At 69.2% G+C, this 23,932-nt stretch carries 25 protein-coding genes; 7 read left to right on the top strand and 18 right to left on the bottom strand.

Annotated features, from left to right (window positions below):
- Positions 1-18: 18 nt before the first annotated feature.
- The 8 genes from M8R19_RS09090 to M8R19_RS09125 all read right to left on the bottom strand — a co-directional run bounded on the left by M8R19_RS09090 (position 19) and on the right by M8R19_RS09125 (position 7,677).
- Complete coding sequence (locus tag M8R19_RS09090; RefSeq protein ID WP_043314166.1) at positions 19-921, bottom strand: DMT family transporter; 903 nt, start codon at positions 919-921, stop codon at positions 19-21.
- 376 nt (positions 922-1,297) lie between these two features.
- Complete coding sequence (locus tag M8R19_RS09095) at positions 1,298-1,627, bottom strand: Na+/H+ antiporter subunit G (RefSeq protein ID WP_116422449.1); 330 nt, start codon at positions 1,625-1,627, stop codon at positions 1,298-1,300.
- Positions 1,624-1,893, bottom strand: a complete 270-nt coding sequence (locus tag M8R19_RS09100) for a K+/H+ antiporter subunit F (protein ID WP_043272521.1) — start codon at positions 1,891-1,893, stop codon at positions 1,624-1,626. The genes M8R19_RS09095 and M8R19_RS09100 overlap by 4 nt, the downstream gene beginning before the upstream one ends.
- Entirely contained in the window at positions 1,878-2,378 is a 501-nt protein-coding gene (locus M8R19_RS09105; protein ID WP_249917621.1) for a Na+/H+ antiporter subunit E, read from the bottom strand. The genes M8R19_RS09100 and M8R19_RS09105 overlap by 16 nt, the downstream gene beginning before the upstream one ends.
- Entirely contained in the window at positions 2,375-3,874 is a 1,500-nt protein-coding gene (locus M8R19_RS09110; protein WP_249917622.1) for a monovalent cation/H+ antiporter subunit D, read from the bottom strand. Before M8R19_RS09110 ends, M8R19_RS09105 begins: the two co-directional genes overlap by 4 nt.
- Entirely contained in the window at positions 3,871-4,203 is a 333-nt protein-coding gene (locus M8R19_RS09115) for a Na+/H+ antiporter subunit C (protein ID WP_061560898.1), read from the bottom strand. The genes M8R19_RS09110 and M8R19_RS09115 overlap by 4 nt, the downstream gene beginning before the upstream one ends.
- Positions 4,203-6,998: a monovalent cation/H+ antiporter subunit A gene (locus M8R19_RS09120; protein WP_249917623.1), complete on the bottom strand. Its 2,796-nt coding sequence runs from the start codon at positions 6,996-6,998 to the stop codon at positions 4,203-4,205. The genes M8R19_RS09115 and M8R19_RS09120 overlap by 1 nt, the downstream gene beginning before the upstream one ends.
- Positions 6,999-7,212: 214 nt before the next feature.
- Positions 7,213-7,677, bottom strand: coding sequence for an outer membrane lipoprotein (locus tag M8R19_RS09125; protein WP_009620666.1), 465 nt, complete (start codon positions 7,675-7,677; stop codon positions 7,213-7,215).
- Between the two features lie 185 nt (positions 7,678-7,862).
- On the opposite strand from M8R19_RS09125, the gene M8R19_RS09130 reads away from it, so the two are divergent.
- On the top strand, positions 7,863-8,099 hold the full coding sequence (locus M8R19_RS09130; RefSeq protein ID WP_009620668.1) for a hypothetical protein: 237 nt from the start codon (positions 7,863-7,865) through the stop codon (positions 8,097-8,099).
- Here M8R19_RS09130 and M8R19_RS09135 read toward each other — a convergent pair.
- From M8R19_RS09135 to dinG, 6 genes are all read right to left on the bottom strand, one after another.
- Positions 8,084-9,223 carry a glycerate kinase family protein gene (locus tag M8R19_RS09135; protein ID WP_249917624.1) on the bottom strand — a complete coding sequence of 380 codons (1,140 nt, stop codon included), beginning with the start codon at positions 9,221-9,223 and terminating at the stop codon, positions 8,084-8,086. The genes M8R19_RS09130 and M8R19_RS09135 overlap by 16 nt on opposite strands.
- Before the next feature lie 534 nt (positions 9,224-9,757).
- Positions 9,758-10,405 carry a pyridoxamine 5'-phosphate oxidase gene (pdxH, locus tag M8R19_RS09140; RefSeq protein WP_249917625.1) on the bottom strand — a complete coding sequence of 216 codons (648 nt, stop codon included), beginning with the start codon at positions 10,403-10,405 and terminating at the stop codon, positions 9,758-9,760.
- A gap of 83 nt (positions 10,406-10,488) precedes the next feature.
- Positions 10,489-11,277, bottom strand: coding sequence for an OmpA family protein (locus tag M8R19_RS09145; protein WP_249917626.1), 789 nt, complete (start codon positions 11,275-11,277; stop codon positions 10,489-10,491).
- A gap of 265 nt (positions 11,278-11,542) precedes the next feature.
- The gene (locus M8R19_RS09150) at positions 11,543-12,688 is read right to left on the bottom strand and encodes a serine hydrolase domain-containing protein (protein WP_249917627.1); all 1,146 of its coding nucleotides are present in this window, start codon (positions 12,686-12,688) and stop codon (positions 11,543-11,545) included.
- Positions 12,689-12,795: 107 nt separating this feature from the next.
- Entirely contained in the window at positions 12,796-15,084 is a 2,289-nt protein-coding gene (locus M8R19_RS09155; protein WP_249917628.1) for a beta-galactosidase, read from the bottom strand.
- An 88-nt stretch (positions 15,085-15,172) separates the two neighbouring features.
- A complete protein-coding gene (gene dinG, locus M8R19_RS09160) occupies positions 15,173-17,317 on the bottom strand; it encodes an ATP-dependent DNA helicase DinG (RefSeq protein ID WP_074976639.1) in 2,145 nt (714 codons plus the stop codon).
- 109 nt (positions 17,318-17,426) lie between these two features.
- Here dinG and M8R19_RS09165 point away from each other — a divergent pair, with 109 nt between their 5' ends.
- A complete protein-coding gene (locus M8R19_RS09165) occupies positions 17,427-17,891 on the top strand; it encodes a CopD family protein (protein WP_249917629.1) in 465 nt (154 codons plus the stop codon).
- A 37-nt stretch (positions 17,892-17,928) separates the two neighbouring features.
- Here M8R19_RS09165 and M8R19_RS09170 read toward each other — a convergent pair whose 3' ends face one another.
- The 3 genes from M8R19_RS09170 to M8R19_RS09180 all read right to left on the bottom strand — a co-directional run bounded on the left by M8R19_RS09170 (position 17,929) and on the right by M8R19_RS09180 (position 19,714).
- Entirely contained in the window at positions 17,929-18,693 is a 765-nt protein-coding gene (locus M8R19_RS09170) for a collagen-like protein (protein WP_249917630.1), read from the bottom strand.
- On the bottom strand, positions 18,686-18,961 hold the full coding sequence (locus M8R19_RS09175; protein WP_116422459.1) for a DUF1145 domain-containing protein: 276 nt from the start codon (positions 18,959-18,961) through the stop codon (positions 18,686-18,688). Before M8R19_RS09175 ends, M8R19_RS09170 begins: the two co-directional genes overlap by 8 nt.
- A gap of 120 nt (positions 18,962-19,081) precedes the next feature.
- The gene (locus M8R19_RS09180) at positions 19,082-19,714 is read right to left on the bottom strand and encodes an OmpA family protein (protein WP_009620687.1); all 633 of its coding nucleotides are present in this window, start codon (positions 19,712-19,714) and stop codon (positions 19,082-19,084) included.
- A gap of 140 nt (positions 19,715-19,854) precedes the next feature.
- Here M8R19_RS09180 and M8R19_RS09185 point away from each other — a divergent pair, with 140 nt between their 5' ends.
- The 3 genes from M8R19_RS09185 to M8R19_RS09195 all read left to right on the top strand — a co-directional run bounded on the left by M8R19_RS09185 (position 19,855) and on the right by M8R19_RS09195 (position 21,692).
- Positions 19,855-20,343 (top strand): DUF6231 family protein, encoded by a 489-nt coding sequence (locus tag M8R19_RS09185; RefSeq protein WP_074976643.1) that lies wholly within the window; start codon positions 19,855-19,857, stop codon positions 20,341-20,343.
- 2 nt (positions 20,344-20,345) lie between these two features.
- Positions 20,346-20,819 carry a YchJ family protein gene (locus tag M8R19_RS09190; protein WP_043272511.1) on the top strand — a complete coding sequence of 158 codons (474 nt, stop codon included), beginning with the start codon at positions 20,346-20,348 and terminating at the stop codon, positions 20,817-20,819.
- A 246-nt stretch (positions 20,820-21,065) separates the two neighbouring features.
- Positions 21,066-21,692, top strand: a complete 627-nt coding sequence (locus M8R19_RS09195; protein WP_135499864.1) for a trimeric intracellular cation channel family protein — start codon at positions 21,066-21,068, stop codon at positions 21,690-21,692.
- A gap of 4 nt (positions 21,693-21,696) precedes the next feature.
- On the opposite strand, the gene M8R19_RS09200 is transcribed toward M8R19_RS09195, so the two are convergent.
- A complete protein-coding gene (locus M8R19_RS09200; protein ID WP_064582203.1) occupies positions 21,697-22,245 on the bottom strand; it encodes a hypothetical protein in 549 nt (182 codons plus the stop codon).
- A 125-nt stretch (positions 22,246-22,370) separates the two neighbouring features.
- Between M8R19_RS09200 and M8R19_RS09205 the strand changes: the two genes are divergently transcribed.
- Both M8R19_RS09205 and M8R19_RS09210 read left to right on the top strand, forming a co-directional pair.
- Positions 22,371-22,856 (top strand): LEA/WHy family protein, encoded by a 486-nt coding sequence (locus M8R19_RS09205; RefSeq protein WP_009620697.1) that lies wholly within the window; start codon positions 22,371-22,373, stop codon positions 22,854-22,856.
- 7 nt (positions 22,857-22,863) lie between these two features.
- A complete protein-coding gene (locus M8R19_RS09210) occupies positions 22,864-23,055 on the top strand; it encodes an SEC-C metal-binding domain-containing protein (RefSeq protein ID WP_009620699.1) in 192 nt (63 codons plus the stop codon).
- The last annotated feature ends 877 nt before the right edge of the window (positions 23,056-23,932 follow it).

The following is a 23,932-nucleotide window of genomic DNA, read 5'->3' on the forward strand; positions in this document are numbered from 1 at the left end:
GGGCGGTTCCTCGTTCGGTCAGTCGAGCACCCCGGCGGGCGCGGGCGTGGCGCTGCGCCACTGGCTGAGGGCGACGCCGGCGAACACCAGGCCGGCGGCCAGCAGCTGCTGGCCGTTCAGGCGCTCGCCCAGCAGCAGCCAGGCGAATACCAGGGTGAACACCGGGATCAGGTTGATGAAGCCGGTGGCCTGGCTCGCCGGCAGCCGGCTGACGCCGAAGTTGTACAGGCCGTAGGCACCGACGGTGACCACGCTGCCCAGGTACACCAGGGCGAACAATCCCTGGCCGCTGGGCGCCGGCGGCACGCCGGAGCTGAGGGCGGCCAGGGGCAGGAAGAACACCGAGCCGATGAAGGCCTGCATGGCGGTCAGGATGAAGGGCGAGTAGCGCGCCGACAGGTGCTTGAGCAACAGGGTGTAGCCGGTGGCGCAGACCATCGCCAGCAGTTCGAAGAAGTTGCCCAGCAGCGGCTGCGGCGCATGCTGGTCGGGCTCGCCGGCGAGGGTCAGCCAGAGCGCGCCGAGCACCGCCAGGGCGAAGCCGGCCCAGGTGTTGCGGGCGATGCGCTCGTGCAGCAGGAGGAAGGCGCCGACCGCCACCAGCAACGGCAGCAGCGCGGTGATCATCCCGGCCTGGGCGGCGCTGGTGTACTGCAGGGCGAAGGACTCGCAGACGAAGTACAGGCACGGCTCGCACACCGCCAGGCCCACCAGGTACTTCCAGTCGCCCGCCTGGTAGTCCATCCGCCCGCGCCAGCGCCAGGCGGCGAGGAAGATCAGGCTGCCGATGGCCATGCGGGCGAAGATCACCCACATCGCCGGCCATTCGGCGAAGGCCAGTTTCAGCGCGATGAAGGAACTGCCCCACAGCGCCATGGCCAGGACCAGGCATGCCAGGGCGAAGGGCCGGGACTGCTGCACGGGACGCTCCAGGAAATGAATCCCCGCAGTATAGAAGCGCGCCGCGGGTGGCCGACAGGCACAGCGCCGGGGGAAAACTGTAATGGCCGCCTGCGCCAGCGTCTCTCCCACCCGTAGGAGCGGACTCCGTCCGCGATTTCGCGCGCAGGGCGCGCTCCTACAGGGAATGACGTGGGTGGGGCAGCGTAGGAGCGGATCTCATCCGCGAACCGCGCCGCTCCAACCGTACGGGCAGGCACGGCTTCTCGTAGGAGCGAGCTTGCTCGCGAACAGGCTACGCAGCGGGGTTTGTTCGCGAGCAAGAACTAGGCGTCCCCCTCGATCCTACGAAGAGCACCTCGGCGCAGTTGGCAAGATAGTGCTCCTACGCCGGAAGCTACTCCCAAGGCTCCCCGCGGGTACGCGGGGTGCGCGGCAGGCGCGCCTGCATGGCGGCCTTGGCCAGCAGGTGGGCGCTGACCGGCGCGGTGATGAACAGGAACAGGGTGATCAGCACCTCGTGCAGGCTCACGCCGTTGCCGCTGGTGCTGAAGTACAGCAGCGAGCCCAGCGCCACGCCGCCCACGCCGAGGGTCGAGGCCTTGGTCGGCGCGTGCAGGCGCGTGTAGAAGTCCGGCAGGCGGTACAGGCCCACGGCGCCGAGCAGGGCGAACAGGCTGCCGCCCAGCAACAGCGCGCTGACGAGAATTTCCACGAACAGGCTCATTCGATGATGTCTCCACGCAGCAGGAACTTGCACAGCGCCACGGTGCTGACGAAGCCCATCACCGCGATCAGCAGCGCCGCCTCGAAGTACAGGCCGCTGCCGCTCCACAGGCCGTACAGCAGGATCAGCGCGATGGCCTCCACCGACAGGGTGTCCAGCGCCAGGATACGGTCGGCCGCGCTCGGCCCGCGCACCAGGCGCGCCACCGTCAGCAGCAGGGCCAGGGCGATCAGCGCCAGGCACAGCGGGATCACGTAGGCGAGCATTCGAACACCTCCTTCAGCGGCGCCTCGTAGCGCGCCTTGATGTCCGCCACCAGGGCCTGCGCGTCGGGCACGTCCAGGCCGTGCACCAGCAGGCTGCGGCGGTCGGCGCTGAGGTCGGCGGAGACGGTGCCGGGGGTCAGGGTGATGACGCTGGCGAGGATGGCGATGGGCAAATCCTCGCGCAGTTCCAGCGGCACCTCGACGAAGCCCGGCTGCAGCTTGCCGGTGGGCCCGAGCACCAGGCGCGCGACCTGCAGGTTGGCCATGACGATGTCGTACAGCACCAGGCCGATGAAGCGCAGCAGCAGGCCCGGGCGGCGGATGCGCAGCGGCGCCAGCAGCATGTCGCGGCACAGCAGCGGCAAGGCCAGGCCGAGCACGGCGCCGAGCAGCCAGTGGCCGAAGGAGAAGTCATCGACCAGCAGCACCCAGCCCAGCAACAGGCACAGGCTGAGCAGCGGATGCGGCAGCAGGCGGCGGATCATGCGCCACCTCCGGCCAGGATCGCCCGGCGATACAGGTCGACGTCCAGCAACTGCTCGGCGGTGGCCTGCAGGTAGGCCTGCAGCGGCTTGGCGAACAGCACCAGGAGCACGGCCGCAGCCAGCAGCGCCACCGCCGCCAGCAGGCGCAGCGGGTCACGCTCGGCGTTGCCGAGGACGGTGCGCCCGGTGTTCCAGAACAACGCGCTGCCGGCGCGGCTGAGGGTCACGGTGACCAGCAGGCCGCTGCCCAGCACCACCGCCCACAGCGCCAGCGCCTCGCCGCCGCTGGCCGAACGCAGGATCAGCAGCTTGGCGAAGAAGCCGGAGAACGGCGGCAGCCCGGCCACCGCGATGGCGCCGACGAAGAACAGCGCGCCCAGCAGCTGCGGCTGCAGCAGTGCCGGGCCCTGCACCAGCAGGCCGGCCTTGTCGCCGCGCTGGCGGGCGATCAGGTCGGCGAGCAGGAACAGCCCACCCACCACCCAGGTGCTGTGCAGCAGGTAGAACAGCAGCGCCGCCAGGGACTGCGCCGAGCCCAGCGCCAGCACCGCCAGCTGGGTGCCGGCGGAAATCACCACCAGGTACGCCAGCAGGCCCTGCAGACGGGTAGCTGCCAACGCCCCGAAGGTGCCGACCAGGATGCCTGCCAGGGCCAGCGGCCACAGCCAGGCCTGGGCCAGGTTGGCCAGCTCGCCGGCATGGTCGCCGAAGACCAGCGTGTACACCCGCAGGATCGAGTAGATGCCCACCTTGGTCATGATCGAGAACAGCGCCGCCACCGGCGCACTGGCCTCGGCATAGGCCCGCGGCAGCCAGAAGTACAGCGGCAGCAACGCCGCCTTGAGGCCAAACACCACCAGCAACAGCAGCGCCGCGGCGCGCACCAGCGGCGCGTCGGCCGCCCCCAACTGGGCCACGCGATCCGCCATGTCGGCCATGTTCAGAGTGCCGGTCACGCCATAGAGCACGCCCACGGCGATCAGGAAGAACGCCGAGCCCACCAGGTTGAGCACCACGTAGTGCACCCCGGCGCGCACCCGCCCTGCCCCGCCGCCGTGCAGCAGCAGCGCGTAGGAGGCGATCAGCAGGATCTCGAAGAACACGAACAGGTTGAACAGATCGCCCGTGAGGAAGGCGCCGTTGAGGCCCAGCAGCTGGAACTGGAACAGCGCATGGAAGTGTTTGCCACGGCGGTCGTCGCCACGCAGCGCATAGACCAGGGCGAAGCTGGCCAGCACCGCGTTGGCCAGCAGCATCAGCGCGCTCAGGCGGTCGAGCACGAGGATGATGCCGAACGGCGGCTGCCAGTTGCCCAGGGCGTAGAACTGCACCTGGCCGCCGGCGGCCTGTTGCAGCAGCAGCGCGGCCAGCGGCAGCAGCGCCAGGGTGGCCAGCAGCGAGATACCCCGCGCGGCGCGCGAGGCGTGGCCGGCGAGCAGCAGCAGGCAGCCGGCGAACAGCGGCAACAGGACTGGCGCAATCAGCAGGTGATTCATTCGCCCTCCTCCCGCGCCTTGCCGTCGACGTGGTCGTCACCGGTCTCGGCCAGGCCACGCAGGGCCAGGACGATGACGAAGGCGGTCATGGCGAAGCCGATGACGATGGCGGTCAGCACCAGCGCCTGCGGGATCGGGTCGCCGGGGTTGGCCACCTGGCCCAGCACCGCCGGCTCGCCGGCCAGGCGGCCCATGGCGAAGAGGAACAGGTTCACCGCGTAGGAGATCAGGGTCAGGCCCAGCACCACCGGGAAGGTGCGTGCCCGCAGCAGCAGGTACACGCCACTGGCGGTGAGCAGGCCGAGGGTGATGGCGAACAGCGCTTCCATCAGCGGGCCTCCTTGGCCGGCGCCGGCTGCGGCGGCGCGTTCAGCTCGCCGAGGCCGGCGAGGATCAGCAGGGTCGCGCCCACCACGGTGAGGTAGACGCCCAGGTCGAAGAGCATGGCCGTGGCCAGCTCGAACTCGCCCACCAGCGGCAGCTGGAAGTGGCCGAAGGACGAGGTCAGGAAGGGATAGCCGAAGGCCCAGCTGCCCAGGCCGGTGAGGCCGGCGACGAATACGCCCAGGCCGGCCGTGTGCGAGTAGTTCAGCGGCAAGCGGGTATGCACCCAGCGGCTGCCGCAGGCGACGTACTGGAGGATCAGCGCCACCGCGGTGACCAGCCCGGCGATGAAGCCGCCGCCCGGCAGGTTGTGCCCGCGCAGGAAGATGAACACCGCCACCAGCAGGGCCAGCGGCAGCAGCAGCCGGGCCAGGGTGGCGAGGATCGGCGGGTGGGCGTCGGCCGACCAGGCCAGGCCCTCGGCGTCGCGGGCGCGGCGCGGCAGGCGCAGGCCGTCGAGCAGGGCGAAGATGCCCACCGCGGCGATGGCCAGCACGCTGATCTCGCCCAGGGTGTCGAAGCCGCGGAAGTCGACCAGGATGACGTTCACCACGTTGTGCCCGCCGCCGCCGGAAACGCTGTGCTGCAGGTAGTAGCCGGCGATGCTGTCGTAGGGCCGGCTGAACACCGCGTAGGCCAGCAGCGCCACCATCACCCCGCAGGCCAGCGCCACCAGGAAGTCGCGCAGGCCGCGCAGGCTGCTGCTTTCCTTCGGCGTGCGCTGCGGCAGGTAGTAGAGCGCGAGCATCAGCAGCACCATGGTCACCACTTCCACCGCCAGTTGCGTCAGCGCCAGGTCCGGCGCGGCGAAGCGGGCGAAGGCCAGGGCCACCAACAGCCCGGCGATGCTCAGCAGCACCAGCGCCACCAGGCGCTGGCGGTGGAACACGACGGTCAGCGGCCCGGCCAGGGCCAGCAGCGCCAGGCACAGGGCAGTGACGGCGTCGACCTCGACGAAGGCGCGGCTGCCGGCGAGCGCGGGCAGGCCCGCCAGGCCGGCGCAGACCACCACCACGGCCGCCAGCAGCAGCCAGAGCACGTAACGTTGCAGCGAACCGTTCTCCAGCAGCCCGGTCAGCCCACGGGCGAAGCGCGCCAGGCGTTGTACCTGCGCCTCGAACACCTCCTTGGCGTCCACCGCCGGCAGGCCGGCGAACCAGGCGAACAGCGGCCGCCGCTGCAGGTACAGGGCGATGCCGCCGACCAGCGCGATCAGGCTCATCGCCAGCGGCGCGTTGAAGCCGTGCCAGATCGCCAGGCTGTAGGCCGGCAGCGCGCCGTTCAGGCTCGCCGAGGCGGCCGCCGACAGCAGCGGCGCCACCGTCCAGGCCGGGGCCATGCCCACCAGCAGGCACAGGCCCACCAGCACCTCCACCGGCACCTTCATGTAGCGCGGCGGCTCGTGGGGCGTCTTCGGCAGGTCGACCGGCTCGCCGTTGAAGAACACGTCGTGGATGAAGCGCACCGAATAGGCCACCGAGAACAGCGTGGCCACGGTGGCGAGGGTCGGGATCAGCCAGTTGAAGGCGCCGGCCATGTTCTGCGAGAGGGTCTCGCCGAAGAACATCTCCTTGCTGAGGAAGCCGTTGAGCAGCGGCACCCCGGCCATGGACGCGGAAGCCACCATCGCCAGCACCGCGGTGTGCGGCATGTACTTCCACAGGCCGTTGATGCGGCGCATGTCGCGGCTGCCGGTCTCGTGGTCGATGATGCCGGCGGCCATGAACAGCGAGGCCTTGAAGGTGGCGTGGTTGATGATGTGGAAGATCGCCGCGACGTTGGCCATGGGCGAATCCAGGCCGAACAGCAGGGTGATCAGGCCCAGGTGGCTGATGGTCGAGTAGGCCAGCAGGCCCTTGAGGTCGTTCTGGAACAGCGCCAGGAAGGCGCCCAGCAGCAGCGTCGCCAGACCTGTCAGGCCGACCAGGTAGAACCACAGGTCGTTGCCGGCCAGCGCCGGGTACAGGCGCGCCAGCAGGAACACGCCGGCTTTCACCATGGTCGCCGAGTGCAGGTAGGCCGACACCGGCGTGGGCGCCGCCATGGCGTGGGGCAGCCAGAAGTGGAAGGGGAACTGCGCCGACTTGGTGAACACGCCCAGCAGCACCAGCACCAGGATCAGCGGGAACAGCGCGCTGGCCTGCAGCACCTGGCGCGCGGCGAGCACGTCGCTCAGCTCGAAGCTGCCCACCACCTGGCCGATCAGCAGGATGCCGGCGAGCAGCGCCAGGCCCCCGCCGCCGGTGACCGCCAGGGCCATGCGCGCGCCGCGGCGGGCGTCGGAGCGGTGGCTCCAGAAGCCGATGAGCAGGAACGACGACAGGCTGGTGAGCTCCCAGAACACCAGCATCAGCAGCAGGTTCTCGCTGAGCACAACGCCGAGCATGGAACCCATGAACAGCAGCAGGAAACCGTAGAAGCGCCCGGTGGGCTCGCGCTCGGAGAGGTAGTAGCGGGCGTAGAGGATCACCAGCAGGCCGATGCCGAGGATCAGCAGGGCGAACAGGAAGCCCAGGCCGTCCAGGCGCAGGCTGAGGTTCAGGCCCAGCTCCGGCAGCCAGTCGTAGCGCGCCAGCAGCCGCTCGCCGCCGAGCACGCCGCGCTGGCCGAACAGAAGCCCCAGGCCCAGCAGTGGCGCGACGGCCGCCGCCGCGGCGCAGGCGTTGCGGCCCAGGCGCTCGAACAGCGCCGGCAGGCAACAGCCCAGGAAAGGCAGCGCGATCAACAGCGCCAGCATCATCACCTTCTCCTTAATCCTTCAGACATGGCTGACTTACCAGGAAAGCCATGGAACCGGGCGATTATCCATATCTATCGAATGCGCGTCTTGGATAGAACTATTACGAAAGGCTGGGCACGGGAAAAAGCGCTACCCGGAAACGATAGCGCGCGACACCGGAAACCGGTGTCGCGCGCCAGGAAAGGCTGCCGCCCGGGTGGGCGGAGCGGGCCGATCAGTGGGAAACGCGGCTGGTGCCGTTGACGGTCAGGATGCGCACGCGCTCGCCGACGCGGAAGATGGCGCCCTGGTCGACTTCCTGCACGTAGGCGCGGGAGCTGCCGTCGTCTTCGCGGACGGTGATCTCCACGCCCTGGGTGCGCGTCAGGCCCTCTTCGGTGGCCGCGCCCAGCAGGCCGCCGGCCACGGCGCCGATGATGGCGGTCACGTAGCTGCCCTTGCCGCCACCGATGGCGCTGCCGCCGATGCCGCCCACGGCGGCGCCCGCCGCGGCGCCGATCGGCGTCTTGGTGCCCTCGATCTTCACCGGACGCAGGGCTTCGATGGTGCCCCAGCGCACGTTCTGCACGGTGCGGGCCTCGTCACGGCTGTAGGTGTCGCCGGTCAGGCTGGACTGGCAGCCGCCGAGGGCCAGGGCCACTGCAGTGAAACCGGCGAGCAGGAAGGCGGATTTACGCATACGGGAACCTCCGGATAGATATGTGAATATTAGACTCTGCCGCGCCACTTGCTGTCACGCCGGCCAGGTCAAAGTTTTCGTTCGATTCAGCCGCCGTACAGCTTCTTCCGACAGCTGCGGCAAAAGCGCGCGTTCATTCCCCCATCCCGCCTGGGGTAAGGTCAGCATCCCCACGAGGAAGGCCCATGGACTACTTCATCATCGTCGTCACCACCGCCGCCGGCCTGTACTTCCACTGGTGGCTGTTCGTGCGCATCCGCCGCTGGATGGACCGCGACCTGGCGCTGTCGCTGGCCGGCGACGACCCGCACAAGCGCGAGTACCTGCTGCAGTGCCTGCAACTGGCCCGCGACGAAGGCGTGTCGCGCAGCGAGCTACCGGCCTGGCTGCAGCGCGCCGCCGACGACTACCGCGCCGGCTGAGCCAGGCTCCACAGGCGCGCCAGTTCCTCGGCGCGCGCCTCCAGCTCGCCCGCGGCGCCGGCCATGGCATCGGCCAGGCTGATCGGCCCCGGGACCAGGCTGAAGGCCGCGGCGATGCCCGCCTCGTGCAAGCGACCATAGCCTTTGCCCAGGCTGCCGGCCAGGGCGATCAACGGAACCCCGGCCTCCCGTGCCAGCCGAGCCACGCCGATGGGCGTCTTGCCGTGCAGGCTCTGCTCGTCCAGGCGGCCCTCGCCGGTGATCGCCAGGTCCGCGCCCCGCAGCGCCTCGGCCAGGCCGGAAACCTCGGCCACCAGCTCCACGCCGGGACGGAAGCGCGCCCTGAGGAAGGCCCGCGCGGCGAAGCCCAGGCCACCCGCCGCGCCCACACCGGGGAACAGGCTGTGATCCTGGCCGAGGGTGCGCGCGGCGACTTCGGCGTAGCGCGCCAACGCGGCATCGAGCTGGCGGACCTGCTCGGGGCTGGCGCCCTTCTGCGGGCCGAACACCGCCGAGGCGCCATGCTCGCCGCACAGCGGATTGTTCACGTCGGCGGCGACTTCCACTTCGACCCCGGCCAGGCGCGGGTCCAGGCCAGCCAGGTCGATCGCGTGCAGTCCGGCCAGCGCCGCGCCGCCGTCGCCCAGGGGCTCGCCGCGTTCGTCGAGGAAGCGTACGCCCAGGGCTTGCAGCAGGCCCATGCCGCCATCGTTGGTGGCGCTGCCGCCGAGCCCGAGGATGATCTTGCGCGCGCCGGCGTCCAGCGCCGCGCGGATCAGCTCGCCGGTGCCGTAGCTGGTGGTGCGGGTGGCGTCGCGCAGCTGCGGGTCGACCCAGTGCAGACCGCTGGCGGCGGCCATCTCGATCACCGCGGCGCCCTCCTCCAGCCAGCCCCAGTGGGCCCGCACCGGCGACCCCAACGGCCCGCGCACCGCGCATTCGCGGCGCTCGCCGCCGGTGGCCGCCAGCACCGCATCCACGGTGCCCTCGCCGCCGTCGGCCATGGGCCGCAGCAGGATCTCGTCGAGCGGCCGCGCCCGCGACCAGCCCTGGGCGATGGCGGCGGCGACCTCGGGGGCGGACAGGCTTTCCTTGAAGGAATCGGGGGCGATGACGAGTTTCATGGGCGGGTCCGGTGTCGGTATGTAGGGGGCATCCTACAACGCCGTGCAGCGGAGGAAAGGGTTGGCGTAGGGCGGATAACCGTTCACGGTTATCCGCCGCCTGACCTTGGCCGTATCCCACTCGGACTCATGCCGGGAACCGGGGCGGACTGCGGGTTCAGCTCGGCCATGGTGTCGATGCTGGGATGGGTGTAACGGCGTACAACCGCGAACGGTTGTACGCCCTACGCCTGTAGGAGCAACTGTCTTGCAGGCCGCGCCGGAACGCTCTTCGTAGGATCGAGGGGGACGCCTAGTTCTTGCTCGCGAACAGACTCAGCTGCGGGGCTCATTCGCGAGCAAGCTCGCTCCTACGAGAAGCCGTGCCCGCCCGGCCCTGCCCGCGAATCGCGCGCAGGGCGCGCTCCTACATAGAAGGACGCGGAGCTTTGTACGAGCCGCCGTAGGATGGCGTTGAGCGAAGCGATACCCATCACCATGACCGCATGGGTTTCGCAAGCTCAACCCATCCTACGAAAAGCACCGTGCGGGGCTTCAGGGCGCCAGGCGCTCGCGCTGCCAGGCGCCGTCGACCAGGCGGTAGTTCAGGCGGTCGTGCAGGCGGCTCGGGCGACCCTGCCAGAATTCGATACGCTGCGGCAGCAGGCGGTAGCCGCCCCAGTGGTCCGGGCAGTGCGGGGCGATATCCATGAAGCGCTTCTCGGTTTCCGCCAGCAGCCGTTCCAGCTCCTCGCGGCTGCCGATCACCCGGCTCTGCGGCGAAGCCCAGGCGCCCAGGCGGCTGCCCAGCGGGCGCACGCGGTAGTAGGCGTCGGACTCTTCCGACGAGACCTTCTCCACCCGGCCTTCGATGCGCACCTGGCGCTCCAGGGCCGGCCAGAAGAAGGTCATGGCCGCGCGCGGGTTGGCCGCCAGTTGGTCGCCCTTGGCGCTGTCGTAGTTGCTGAAGAAGGTGAAGCCGCGGTCATCCAGCCCCTTGAGCAGGAGCACGCGGCAGTGCGGTTGGCCGTCGGTGTCCACCGTGGCCAGGGTCATGGCGTTGGGTTCGACCGGCAACTGCTCGGTCTTCACCGCGTCCTCGAACCATTGCTGGAACAGCACGAAGGGCTCCGCGGGCGCCAAGGTCTCGCAGAGTCCGTCCCGGGTGTATTCGCGGCGCATGTCGGCCAGGGTCTGGGCCATCGTCGTCTCCTCGAAAAAGCCAGTGCATTAGCTTAACCAGTGGCAGGCGAGATTGCTTGACCGGCGACAAGCGCCGCGCTGCTTCAGTTGCTCTGGGCCAGGGCCAGCAGACCGCCGCGCGGGGTCAGCATGACTTCGACGCGGCGGTTCTTGGCGCGGCCGGCCTTGGTCTTGTCGTCGGCGATCGGCTGCGCGTCGCCCACGCCCTTGTAGCGCAGGCGGTCGTTGCCCAGGCCGCTCAGGCGGAAGATCGCGGCGATGGCCACGGCGCGCTGCTGGCTGACCTTGTCGTTGGCCGCCTTGTCGCCGCTGCTGTCGCTGTGGCCGAGGATGAACACGCCGGCCTGCGGGTCCTTCTCGACGATCTTGGCGACGTTGGCCAGCGGCGCCAGGGTGATCGGCAGCAGCAGTTCCTGGCGCTTGGGATTGAAGGAGCCGTCCACCGGCGCGGTCAGCACCAGGGCGTTGTCGCGGCGTTCGACGCTGAACTTGCTGCCGGCCACGGCGGCGCGCACGGCGGCTTCATGCTGGTCCAGCCAGGCCTTGGTGTCCTGGGCGCTGGGCGCGGCCACCGGGTTGTCGGCCTTGGCCTGGGCCGAGGCGGAATCGCCGAAGGGCCACCACCAGTGGCCACCGGCGGACTTGTCGGTGGCCGCGTCCACCTGGGCCACCACCGGCTTGGGCACCGCGGCGGGAGCCTTGGTCTCGGCCTGGGCACTGGCTTCGGTGTTACCGAACGGCCACCACCAGTGGCTGCCGCCATCGGCCTTGGCCTGGCTGGGCGCCGGCGCGGCGGCGTCCTGGGACTGGAAGTGGCTGCAGGCACCGAGGGTGACGCAGAGGGTCAGGGTGGAAAGCTTGAGCAGTCTCATGGGCGGAATTCCATTGGACGGTCTTGGGCAACAGGGACGGACACAAGTTAATGTCGCGAATCAAGATTCGAACATAACTTACTAAGGGAAATGGGTATTTTGCTCTTCAACTGACGAGCGGTGGAACCCCGGCCGTATCAGCGGGGGGAAAACCGCGACGAAACCCGGCGCGGTTTCCCCATGAAGTCGCCATTCGAGCGGAGCCGCGGCGGAAGGTTCCGCCGCTTCGTCGGCCTGGCGCTGCGCGGCATCTGGCCCGGGGCGCCTACAGGCAGTCGCCGGCGATGCGCGCCAGCTTCTGGGCGCGCGGGTCCATCAGCACGTAGGGGCCGAGGGTGTTGGTGACGAAGCCGAAGGCCAGGCTGCGCTCGGGGTCGGCGAAGCCCACCGAGCCACCGGCGCCGGGGTGGCCGAAGGCCTGCGGGCCGAGGCCGTAGGTGGCGTTGGCCAGTTCCGGCTGGTCGAGCATGCAGCCCAGGCCGAAGCGGGTGCCGGTGAGCAGGGTGCGGTCCTCGCCGCGGGCGTGCTCGCAGGTCAGCTCGGCGAGCAGCGCGGCATCCAGCAGCTTGCCCTGCAGCAGGCCGTCGTAGAAACCGGCCAGGGCGCGGGCATTGCCGTGGCCGTTGGCGGCCGGCTGCTGCATGCGCCGCCACTCGGGCTTGTTGGTGCTGGTGAGGATCGACGGCGGGTTGGTGAAGGCGCGGGTAGTCAGCGCGTTCGGCTCGCTCATCATTGTGCGCAGCAGGCGCTGCGCAGCGGCGTCGCCGAGGTTGCCCTTGGCCCGGGCGATGTGCGCCACGCGCGGGAACTCGGCGTCGTCCAGGCCGATGTGGAAGTCCAGCCCCAGGGGCTTGGCGGTGCGCTCGACGATGGCGGTGCCGGGCTCGCGGCCATCCACCCGGCGGATCACCTCGCCGATCAGCCAGCCGTAGGTGATGGGCGCGTAGCCATGCTCGCTGCCCGGCGTCCACCAGGGCGTTTCGGCGGCCAGCGCGGCGGTCATGGCCTGCCAGTCGTACAGCGCCTCGGCGGGCAACATCTGGTGCAGCGCCGGCAGCCCGGCGCGATGGCAGAGCAACTGGCGCAGCGTGATGGCCTGCTTGCCGGCGGCGGCGAACTCCGGCCAGTAGCGCGCCACCGGGGCGTCCAGCTCCAGGCGGCCCTCGCCCACCAGTTGCAGGGCGGCCACGGCGGCGAAGGTCTTGGTGCAGGAGAACAGGTTGAGGATGGTGTCGGCCTGCCAGGCCTGGCCTTCGTCCTTGCCGGCGTTGCCGGCCCAGAGGTCCACCAGGGTCTCGCCGCCGACCTGGATGCACAGCGCGGCGCCTCGTTCCTGCGGGTCCTCGAAGAGCGCGGCGAAGGCGTCGGCTACGGGGGTGAAGCGGCTGTCGCAATGGCCTTGCAGGGTCATGGGGCACTCCGGGCTGGGGACGAAAGGCGCATTCTTCCAGCACCCCGCCGGCTTGTGAACCCGACCTGGGTAGGGCCGCGGCCATCATGGCCGCGGCGAATGCCGTTCTATTGCGCGGCCGGCACGTCCTGTGCGGCGCTGGCGGTGGCGTCCGGGTCGACCCGCGGGGTGGGCGCCTCGGGCGCTGCCTTGGCGGCGGCGCGGGCCTCGTCCAGCATGGCCTTCATCACCTGCTGGTTGCCCTTGCGCACCGCGTCGATGAAGCCGGCGAACGGCAGGTCGGTGATGCCGACCAGGCCGATGTGGCCGTTCTCGCCGTCGAGCAGGCGGCCGCTGGCGGGCTGGTCGAGGTACTGGAACCAGTGCGCGCCGACGATCTGCGGGTCCTTCACCGCGGCGGCGAGGAACTGCTGGTAGCGCTCGCCGCGCTGCTGCTCGTTGTACACCTCGGAAACCCCGCCCCAGAACGGCCCGCGGTCGCGCGAGCCGAAGTGGAACTCGCTGATCAGCACCGGCTTGTCGAGGCTGCGCACGTAGGCGGCGTCGTAGCCCTGCTGCGGCGTCGGCGCGTAGAGGTTGAAGCTCAGCAGGTCGCAATACTGCGCGCAGGAGGCCAGGGCCTCGGGGGTGTTCACCGCGAAGCGCCCGCCCAGCAGCAGGTGGTTGGGGTCGTGCCAGCTGAGGGAGTCGCGCAGGGTCTTGAAGTACTGGTCGGCGTACAGGCGCAGGAAGGCGCTGTAGTCCTGTTCGATGGCCGGATGTTCGGCCTGCACCGCGGGGGCCTGGTAGCCCGGCGCGTCCAGGTCTTCCCAGGCGCCCAGCTCGACACCCCAGGCTTCGGCCAGGGCCTCGTGCTCGTGGTACTTGTCCTTCAGTTGCTTGATGAAGGCGCGCTTGGCCGGGCTGTCGGTGGACAGCGCCAGGGTGCCGAAGGCCAGCGCGTAGCGGTTGCGCGGCTCGCTGCCCTGTCCGGCCCAGGCCAGTTCGTTGTCGGCGTAGTAGCCGAGCAGCCACGGGTCTTCGCGGTGGTCGCGGGTGGCGATAGCGATGGCGCGCTCGGCGGCCATGGCGAATTTCGGGTCGAAGGGGTCGGGCATGGCGCCCCACCAGTCGTAGCCGGTGCTGACCGTGGCGTAGTCGCCGCCGATGGCCAGCGGCAGGCTGTAGGGTATCCGCGAGGCGCCGGCGAAAGCCGGCTGGCTCCAGTTGCCCAGGCCGTTGAAGCCCCAGGCATCGAGGCGCGCCAGGGTGCGCTCCAGCCAGGCGTCGGCGGCCGGCTGGCCGCTCAGCCCGCCCGTGGCGCGGTAGCGGTTGGCGGCGTAGAAGTCGTACCAGCGGCCGTGGCCGAAGGCCCTGCCCTGCTGGGCGCCGACGCCGTCGCGGTCGTCGCTCTGGCCGTAGAAGTCGGCCAGCGGCTCACCCTCGGCGGGCAGCTCGGCGAACATGTATTCGCGGCCTTCGACGTAGGTCTGGCTGCTTTCGCTGTTCACCGTGTTCACGCCCAGGGACCAGTACGGGTGCCCATCCGGCGTCACCAGCCACCAGCGGCCGTTGCGCTTCTCCGTGCGGAAGAAGCCGGTGGCCTGGAAGTCCGGGCCTTCCAGCAGGCCGCCGAAGGTGTCGGTGGGCTGCGCCTGGGCCTGCCATTTCTTCAGTTGCTCGCCTTCGGCCTTCCAGGCGTTGGCCAGTTGCTCGATGCTCTTGACCTTCTCCGGCCAGTCGCTGCGGGTGGACTGGCCATAGGCGTCGATGATGCCGGTGTAGGCCTTGCGCAGCTCGTCGCCGCCGGAACGGGTGCCGAAGCGGCCGACGAGGATGTCCTGGGCCGCCTTCGGGGCGTTCAGGTAGATGCGCACCGCGCCGACCTTGTTGCGCTGCAGCTCGCCGGTGACCACCGGGGCGATGAGCACGCGCTGGCCGTCGAGGCTCATCGGCATCGGCACCCCGGCGCGCATGCCGAACAGCTGCGGCGCGGTGGCCTGCAGCGGCACCAGTAGGGTCTGCGCCGGCCCGGCGGGCAGTGCGATGCTGGCGTGCAGGCCGGGCGTGCCGTCGAGGTTGTCGATGTCGATCTCCAGGGTCAGCGCCCAGTCCATGGCGCTCTGGATGCGCAGACTCATGGCGTCGGCCCGCGACCAGTCCCAGCTGCCGCCGGCGGGCTTGAGGGTGAGTGTGGGGCGCGCCGCCGGATGGAACTTCACCCGCCGCAGGATCTCACCCTCGGGCGTGGCCTCGGCGGTGGAGCTGGGCAGGTCGGCGTCCTGCAGGCCGACGCTGACCACCGCCATCGGCTTGACGAAGTTGAACAGGGTGTCGTCGCTGAGCGCGGCCCACAGCGGGGCGCAGGCGAGGCTCAGGCTGAACAGCAGGGGCAGATGCCAACGGGATGAACGCATGCAACCTTGTCCTTGGGGCAGCGCCGGGCGCCACCGGGGTTTGCGACCTGGGACGGCGCGCCGTCCCCTGTTACGGGTGCCGCACGCCTCAGGCGATCTCGCGGCGGAACGGCGGCAGGGCGTTGAGGATGGCCTTGCCGTAGCGCTGCGTCACCACCCGGCGGTCCAGCAGGCTGATGGTGCCGCGGTCCTGCTCGGTGCGCAGCAGCCGCCCGCAGGCCTGCACCAGGCGCAGCGAGGCGTCGGGCACGGCGATCTCCATGAAGGGGTTGCCGCCGCGCGCCTCGATCCACTCCGAGAGCGCCGCCTCCACCGGGTCGTCCGGCACCGCGAAGGGAATCTTGGCGATCACCACGTGCTCGCAGTAGGCCCCCGGCAGGTCGACACCCTCGGCGAAGCTGGCCAGGCCGAAGAGCACGCTGGGCTCGCCGTCGTCGACCCGCGACTTGTGCTTGTTGAGCGTCTCCAGCTTGGACAGGTTGCCCTGGATCAGCACGCGCTTGCGCCAGTCGCGCTCCAGGCCGTCGAACACGTCCTGCATCTGCCGCCGCGAGGCGAACAGCACCAGGGTGCCCCGCGCGCCTTCGACCATGGCCGGCAGCTCGCGGACGATGGCCGCTGTGTGGGCGGCGGCGTCGCGCGGGTCGGCCTTCAGGTCCGGCACCCGCAGCAGGCCGGCATCGGCGTGGTGGAAGGGGCTGGGCACCACGGCGGTGACCGCCGCGCGCGGCAGGCCGGCGCGCATGCGGTAGCGGTCGAAGGTGCCCAGGGCGGTCAGGGTGGCGGAGGTCACCAGCACGCCGTAGGCCACGTTCCACAGGTTGCGGCGCAGGGTCTCGGCAGCGAGGATCGGGCTGGCGTTGGCCTCGATGTCGTAGAAGCTGCCGCTCTCGGCGAGGGTCAGCCAGCGCGCCATGGGCGGGCTGTCCTGTGGGTCCTCGCAGGTGAAGGCGGTCCACAGTTCCCAGTTGCCCTGGGCGCGCGACAGCAGGCTGCCGAACAGCGGGTACCACTCCTCGGCCTGGTAGCTGGCGACGCCGGCGGTGCCCTCGCCGTCCATGGCCTGCTTGAGCAGGTCGGTGAGGCGGGTGAAGAGGTCGGTGAGCTTGGCGAAGCCCTTCTTCAGCTCGATGCCCATCTCGCGGATGTGCTCGGGCACCACCCCGCCCTCGAAGCGGTGGCGCGGGCGCTCGCGGCCTTCCATGTCCTCGCCGGCGCGGAAGTCGCCGATCTCCTCGCAGGCGGTGAACATGAACTGCTGCTGGGTGCGCAGCTCGCGGGCCAGTTCCGGCACCTGCTCGATCAGCCGGCCGAGGTCGCCGGGCAGCGGGTTCTGCGCCAGCAGCTTGGTCAGGTTCTTCTCCACCTGCCCCAGCCAGTCGGCGGTGGCGCGCAGGCGGGTGAAGTGGGCGAAGTGGCCGATGGCCTTGTCCGGCAGGTGGTGGCCTTCGTCGAAGACGTAGAGGGTCTCACGCGGGTCCGGCAGGATGGCGCCGCCGCCCAGGGCCAGGTCGGCCAGCACCAGGTCGTGGTTGGTGACGATGACGTCGACCTTGGTCATGCCCTCGCGCGCCTTGTAGAAGGCGCACTGCTGGAAGTTCGGGCAATGCCGGTTGGTGCACTGGCTGTGGTCGGTGGTCAGCTGCGCCCAATGGGCGTCCTCGATGGCCTCGGGCCAGGAGTCGCGGTCGCCGTCCCAGCGGTTGCCGGCCAGGCGCTCGATCATCTGGTTGAACAGCTTGGTGCCGCTCTCGTCGACGTCGATGCGGAAGCCTTCTTCCTCGAACAGCTGGGCGGTGGCGTTCTGCGCCTGGCCTTCCTGCAGCAGGTGGTCGAGCTTGGACAGGCACAGGTAGCGGCCGCGGCCCTTGGCCAGGGCGAAGCTGAAGGCCAGGCCACTGTTGCGCAGCAGGTCGGGCAGGTCCTTGTGGACGATCTGCTCCTGCAGCGCCACGGTGGCGGTGGCGATCACCAGGCGCTTGCCGGCGGCCTTGGCGCAGGCAATGGCGGCCAGGCTGTAGGCCACGGTCTTGCCGGTGCCGGTGCCGGCCTCCACGGCCACCACCGCGGCCTCGCCGGTGCGATGGCCTTCCTCGTCGGTCTCGATGGTGCCCAGGACCTTGGCCACTTCGGCGATCATCAGGCGCTGGCCGTAGCGCGGCTTGAGTTCCTTGGCTTCCAGGAAGCGCGTGTAGGCGCCCTGGATGGTGGCCTTGAGTTCGTTGCTGAGCATGGAATTCCCGGGCATGCGGGATACATCCCGATGCTGGATAAATTTTCAGTGGTTCGATTGGGCGGCTATGATAGCGCGCTTATTTTCAACCGCCAGCGGAGATCGCCGAATGACCGCCTTTGCCCCCGTCTACGCCCTGCACGTCCTGGCCGCCCTGGTCTGGGTCGGAGGGATGTTCTTCGCCTGGATGATCCTGCGGCCTGCGGCCGTCGCCGCGCTGGATGCGCCGGCGCGGCTGAAGCTGTGGGCCGAGGTGTTCCGGCGCTTCTTCGTCTGGGTCTGGGTGGCGGTGCTGGTGCTGCCGGTGACTGGTATCGGCATGTTGCAGCTGAGTTTCAACGGCGTGGCCGGCGCGCCGCGCTACGTGCAGGTGATGATGGGGCTGTACGTGGCGATGCTGGCGCTGTTCCTGCGGGTGCAGGCGCTGCAGCTGCCGGAGCTGCGCCGCGCCATCGAGGCGTCCGACTGGCCCGCCGGCGGCGCGGTGCTGGGGCGCGTCCGCCGCACCGTGGGCGGCAACCTGCTGCTGGGCTTGGCGCTGGTGGCGATAGTCGCCGCGCGCCCGCACTGGTAAGCGCTGGCGCGGGCCGCGGGGCCCGCGCCGGCTTCAGTCAGAAACGCACGATGTCCAGACGGCCCTGGGCGCCGCTGGGGCCGGGCTTGCCGGTGTTGCCGTCGTGGCCGGCCTTGCCACCGTCCACCGAGTACAGCAGGCAGCCCTTCTCGCCGCTGCGCGCGCCGGCCTTGCCCGGCTGGCCCGGGGCACCGCCGGCGCCGCCTTCCAGGCGCACCTTGAGCGACTCCACGGGGAATTGCTGGGGCACCTCCAGGCGCACCACGCCGCCGGCGCCGCCAGTCTGGCCGTCGCCAGCGTCCTGGCCGTCGCCGCCCTGCTCCGCGCCGCCCCACAGGCAACCGCCGCTGCGCGCGTTGGCGCCGTCGAGGCCGTCGTAGCCCGGCGCGCCGACGCCGCCGCGCACGTCGACCATCAGGTTCTCCACCTGCACGTCCTGCAGGCGCAGGGTCAGGGTCCGGCCGGCGCTGGCCGGACGATGGAAGCTGCCGGAAGCGCCCTGGGCGGCGATCACGCTGCCATCGGCGAGGTGCCCGCGGGCCACCTCGATGCGCAGCGGCTGCTCGCCGGGGAACACGCCCAGGCGGGCATTCTTCTGCAGGTCGAGTTCGTCGATGTGCAGCACCTTCACCCGCGACGGGATCAGCAGCGCGCCGCCCTCCGCCACGCGGACACGCTCCAGGCTCAGGGACTCGCCCTTCACCGGCAGGCGCAGCACGGTATTGGCCTCCACCTGCACGGAAGCCGCGCTGGCGGCCTCGATCGGCGCCAGCAGCATCAGACCCAGCAGCAGCTTACGCATGGCTGCCCTCCTTGGCCGGCGCCGGCAGCGAGAGGAAATGGAAGATGCCGAACAGCAGGACCTGGATGCGGTCCAGCCAGGGGGACGAACGCCCCTTCAGGCGTGCGCCGAGCGCCAGCAGTTCAAGGATGTGGATCAGCAGGATGAGGCCCCCGGCGACCTTCAGCAGGGTCGCGAACGGATGGGCGAAGGGATGCAGCAGATTGGCCAGCACCGCCAGCCAGAACAACAGGGCAACCAGCTTGCCCAGCCCCACAAAAGCCTTCATGTAGATGCTCCCCCGGTTTCTTGTGCCGGCACCATACTCCGGAGGCGGTGACGATTTCCATAGGCGGCGGAAACACGAAAGGGGCGCAAAGGCCCCTTTCGCTTCAGCACACGCCGGGCGTCACTGGCGCTTGATCAGGATTTCCACGCGACGGTTTTCCGCGCGGCCTTCCTTGGTCTTGTTGTCGGCGACCGGTTTGCTTTCGCCGTAGCCTTCCACCGACTTGATGCTGCTGGCAGGCACGCCGGCATCCACCAGGTAGTTGGCCACCGCGTGGGCGCGGCGATCGGACAGTTTCTGGTTGTAGGCGTCGGTGCCGACGCTGTCGGTGTGGCCGGAGATATCCAGCGTGGTGGTGGAGGCTTCCTCTTTCAGGCGGGTGGCGATGGTGTCGAGCTTGTCCTTGTCACGGTTGTCGATCTTCGACGAGTCGAAGGCGAAGTGCAGGTCCCTGACAACGATGGTCTCTTCCTTCGGCAGCGGTGCCGGAGCCGGTTCGGGAGCCGGTGCGGGCGGCGGCGCCTCGACCACCTTCTCGCCTTCGCCATGCACCCAGCAGTAGGACGCGCCGAGCACGCCGCCGATCAACGCGCCCCAGCCCGCCCAGGCACTGCTTTCGATGGAGCCCAGGCCAGCGCCCCCTACACCACCGACCAATGCGCAGGTCGGCCAGTCGGACTTCTGCAACCCTGCGCAACCGGTGAGCAGCGTGCTTACCAGCAGCAGGGGTAAAGCGGTCCTTTTGATGCTCATATATCAGTCTCTCCTGTGAGATGGGTCTGAACCGACAATTACCGAGTAAAGACGGCGATGCACGAATACGCCAGCACTAGGCCATGAAGGGGTTCACAGGCTAGTCTCTGCGCATTCCGAACGAGAGTTTCCGCACACCGATGATTTCCGATCGCACGCCCCAGCAGGCGCTGGCCGCCCTGCTCGACCGCTACGCCCCGCAACGCCTGCTGCTGGTAGGCGCCAGCGGCATTCCCGCCGTGGAAGCCTTCCGCCAGGCCCACCCCGATTGCCAGGTGCACGGCGCCGCCGCGGGCGAGCTGCCGGCGGAACTGGCGGCGCAGCGTTACGACCTGGCGCTGCTGGCCGACTGCCTGGAACACCTGGAGCGGCGCGCGGCGCTGCAACTGGTCGGCGGCATCCGCAACCTCAACAGCAGCCGCGTCGCCGTGCTGGTCGACCTGGCCGAGGCCGGCGTCGCCGAAACCGACTTCTACGCCCTGGGCATGCAGGCCAGCGAACGCTTCCAGCGCGACGATCAGACACTCACGCTGTTCACCTACGATCTGCGTGAATACAAGCAGGTCCCGGATTGGCTGAACGCCAAGTTCTGGGCCAACCCGGAAAACTTCGGCAAGTACTGGTGGTGACCATGACCGAGCCCTGCTGCCCCTGTGGAAGCGGCCTGTCCCTGGCGGACTGCTGCGGCCGCCTGCACGCCGGCCAGCCGGCGCCCACCGCCGAGGCGCTGATGCGTTCGCGCTACAGCGCCTACGCCCTGGGCCTGGTGGACTACCTGCGCGACACCACGCTGCCGGCCCAGCAGCCCGGCCTGGACCTGGAGGCCATCCGCGCCTGGAGCCTGGGCAGCACCTGGCTGGGCCTGGAGGTGGAAAGCCACGAGGTGCTCGGCGGCACGCCCGAGCATGCCCGCGTCACCTTCACCGCGCGCTGGCACGACGCCAACGGCGAGCACAGCCACCGCGAATGCTCCGGCTTCGTCCAGCGCGACGGCCGCTGGTATTTCCTCGACCCGACGGTGCCGCTCAAGCTGGGCCGCAACGATCCCTGCCCGTGCGGCGCCGGCGGCAAGCTGAAGAAATGCTGCGGGCCGTGGATCGGTTGACACGGCGGACGCACCGGGGCGTGCCTCGTAGGATGGGTTGAGCGAAGCGATACCCATCGGGCCATGGTGATGGGTATCGCAACAACCCATCCTACGTCAGAGCTTCTCTTGCACCTGTAGCCAGGGCTTTCCGGCGGGCGTGGATAGCGAAGGATTCGTTCCCACCTAAAGAGGGACACCGCATGCACCCATTGGGTGCATCGGGCCCATCGGCTAGAATGCGCGCTTTTTCGCGGGCCCCTCGCCATGCTGCTGACCGTCCTCTACATCATCGCCATCACCGCCGAAGCCATGACCGGCGCGCTTTCGGCCGGGCGCCGCAGCATGGACCTGTTCGGCGTGGTGCTGGTGGCCTGCGTCACCGCCCTGGGCGGCGGCTCGATGCGCGACATGCTGCTGGGGCACTACCCGCTGACCTGGGTGCGCCACCCGGAATACCTGGCGCTCACCGCCGGCGCCGCGCTGGTCACGGTGTTCATCGCGCCGCTGATGCGCCACCTGCGCTCGCTGTTCCTGGTGCTCGACGCCATCGGCCTGGTGGCCTTCACCCTGATCGGCTGCCAGGTCGGCCTGGAGATGGGCCACAGCCTGCTGATCGCCGCGGTCAGCGGGGTGATCACCGGGGTGTTCGGCGGCATCCTGCGCGACATCTTCTGCAACGACGTGCCACTGATCTTCCGCCGCGAGCTGTACGCCAGTGTGTCCTTCGCCAGCGCCTGGTGCTACCTGATCTGCATCCAGCTGGCGCTGCCCAACGAGCAGGCCATGCTGATCACCCTGTTCGCCGGCTTCCTGTTCCGCCTGCTGGCGATCCGTTTCCACTGGGAAATGCCCAAGTTCGTCTACAAGGACGATCCCCAGCAGAACGGCTGAGCGCTCAGTCGGCCAGCTTCAGATGGCTGGTGTCGGGCGCCGGCGCGGCGGGGTCCGCCTTTGCCTGGCCCATGTCGCTGCCCACCGGGGCCAGGCTGAACTGGCTGAGGTCAACCTGCGGCGCACGCGGCTCGGCCTTGTCGTCCTGCAGGTCGGCGCCCACCGGGGCCAGGCCGAAGTCCGGCGCGTCCACCTCGGCGAAGGCCGCCATGTACTCGTCGCGCGGGGCTACCTTCAGCCGTCCCGGCGTAGCCGCAGCCGGTGCCGGGGTAGGAGCGGGTTCGGCGGCGGGCGGCGGGGCCAGTTCGATCTCCTCCACCGCGGGGGCCATGTCCACCACCTCGACGCGCGCGCCGGCCCGTTCCAGAGCGGCGCGGTACTTGTCGGCGGCGGCGGCGTCGAGGTTATTCTTCAGCACCAGGCGGCGGCCGGAAAACAGCAGGGCGATGCGTTGCGCATCGGCCTGGAACAGCTTGGCCAGGTTGGCCTTCACCGCTTCCGGATCGGCGCCTGGAAGCGTCTGACCGGAAAAGACGATTTCGAAACGGCTCATCCATCACACTCCTGTGTTCTCCCGTCTGCCGACGGGCGGCCCAGTATGGGACAACTTCTTTTAACGCAACAACAACTTGCGGCCAAGCAGCCGCTTGGTACACTGGGGCGTCTTGGGGGATTGAAATGAATTATCAGGCGCAAACGATAAGAATTATCAGCCTAGTCTGGATTTTCGCGCTCCTCTCCGGTTGCAGCTGGATGACCGGTAGCTTCGAAAGCCCCGACGTGAAGCTGATGAAAGTGGACGTGGTGAAAGCCCGCCTGCTAGAGCAACAGTTCACACTGCACTTCCGTATCGACAACCCGAACGACTTCAGCCTGCCGGTGCGCGGCCTGGCCTACAAGGTCAAGCTGAACGACGTCGACCTGGCCGAAGGCGAATCCAGCGTCTGGTTCACCGTGCCCGCCAACGGCCGGCAGTTCTTCGAGGTGCCGGTGCAGACCAACCTCTGGCGGCACATGAAGTACATCGTCAAGCTGCTGGAAGACCCGGACAAGCCGATCCGCTACAGCCTCGAAGGCGACGTGAAGACCGGCCTGCTGTTCGGCCGCACCGTGCATATCGCGCGCAATGGCGAGATAATCCCCGGCGATTTCATCCCGGAGTGAGGCACCCATGAGCCAGGAACCCCATGTACATGGTCCCGACTGCAACCACGACCATGATCATGACCATCATCACCACGTGCACGGCCCGCACTGCAATCACAGCCACGAGCCGGTGCGTAATCCGCTGAAGGACGTTGGCCGCAACGATCCGTGCCCTTGCGGCAGCGGCGCCAAGTTCAAAAAGTGCCACGGCGCTTGAGGCGGGTGGGCTAGGTGAGAACGCCGTTTCTTCCGTGAGGGGAAACGGCGTTTTCGTTTCCGGCGGGCACAAAAGCCCCTGTAGGAGCGAGCTTGCTCGCGAACGGGGTTTACCGGTGGCTGGGGTGTTGGGGGTAAGAGCACCCTCTCCCTGAAGGGAGAGGGGCTGTCCTGAGCGGTGCGTCGATCAGGCTCCATCCTCCCACCCCTAACCTCACCCCCGTCATTCCCGCGAACGCGGGAACCCAGTTGCCTTCTTGTTTGGGTGTTTCTGCGCCGCTCCGAGTCTGCGGAGATTTTTTGTTTCGCCCCCTCGGGCGAGTCCCTTTTGTCAAACGCCACAAAAGGAACCAAAAAGGCTTGCCCCAACATACGGGCCCGATGGAGCCGGGCTACCCTCACGAACTCCCCCGCCACGGAGGCCCGCCCCGAGGGTACGTCCCTGTAGCCCACGGGGCTCTCGCGACATCCATGTCGCATGACCTCCTGAGCGCCGGTTTCGCTCGGCCTTCTGAAGGGGCGTTTCGGAGTGCACGGATGTTTCTCTGGAAATCCAAAAGCAAACGCGCTTTTGCTTTTGCTTTTCGTAGGAGCGAGCTTGCTCGCGAACCCAACCACCCGTCACTGGGTTCCCGCGTTCGCGGGAATGACGGGGGTGAGGTAAGGCGTATCAGGACGACTCAGGATTCTCCCCCCACTCCGAACAGCCCCCTCTCCCGCTTGCGGGAGAGGGTTGGGGAGAGGGCGCTCTTGAACCCAGCACCCGAAGTTCTCTGGAAATCCGTAGGGCGCATAATGCCTACGGCGTTATCCGCACGAATCGCGGACAGAGTCCGCTCCTATAGTTCCAGGGAAGCACGGGCGTAGGAGCGGACTCC

It is taken from the genome of Pseudomonas sp. R3.Fl (assembly GCF_023516765.1).
In the GTDB taxonomy this organism is placed as follows: Bacteria; Pseudomonadota; Gammaproteobacteria; order Pseudomonadales; family Pseudomonadaceae; genus Pseudomonas; species Pseudomonas citronellolis.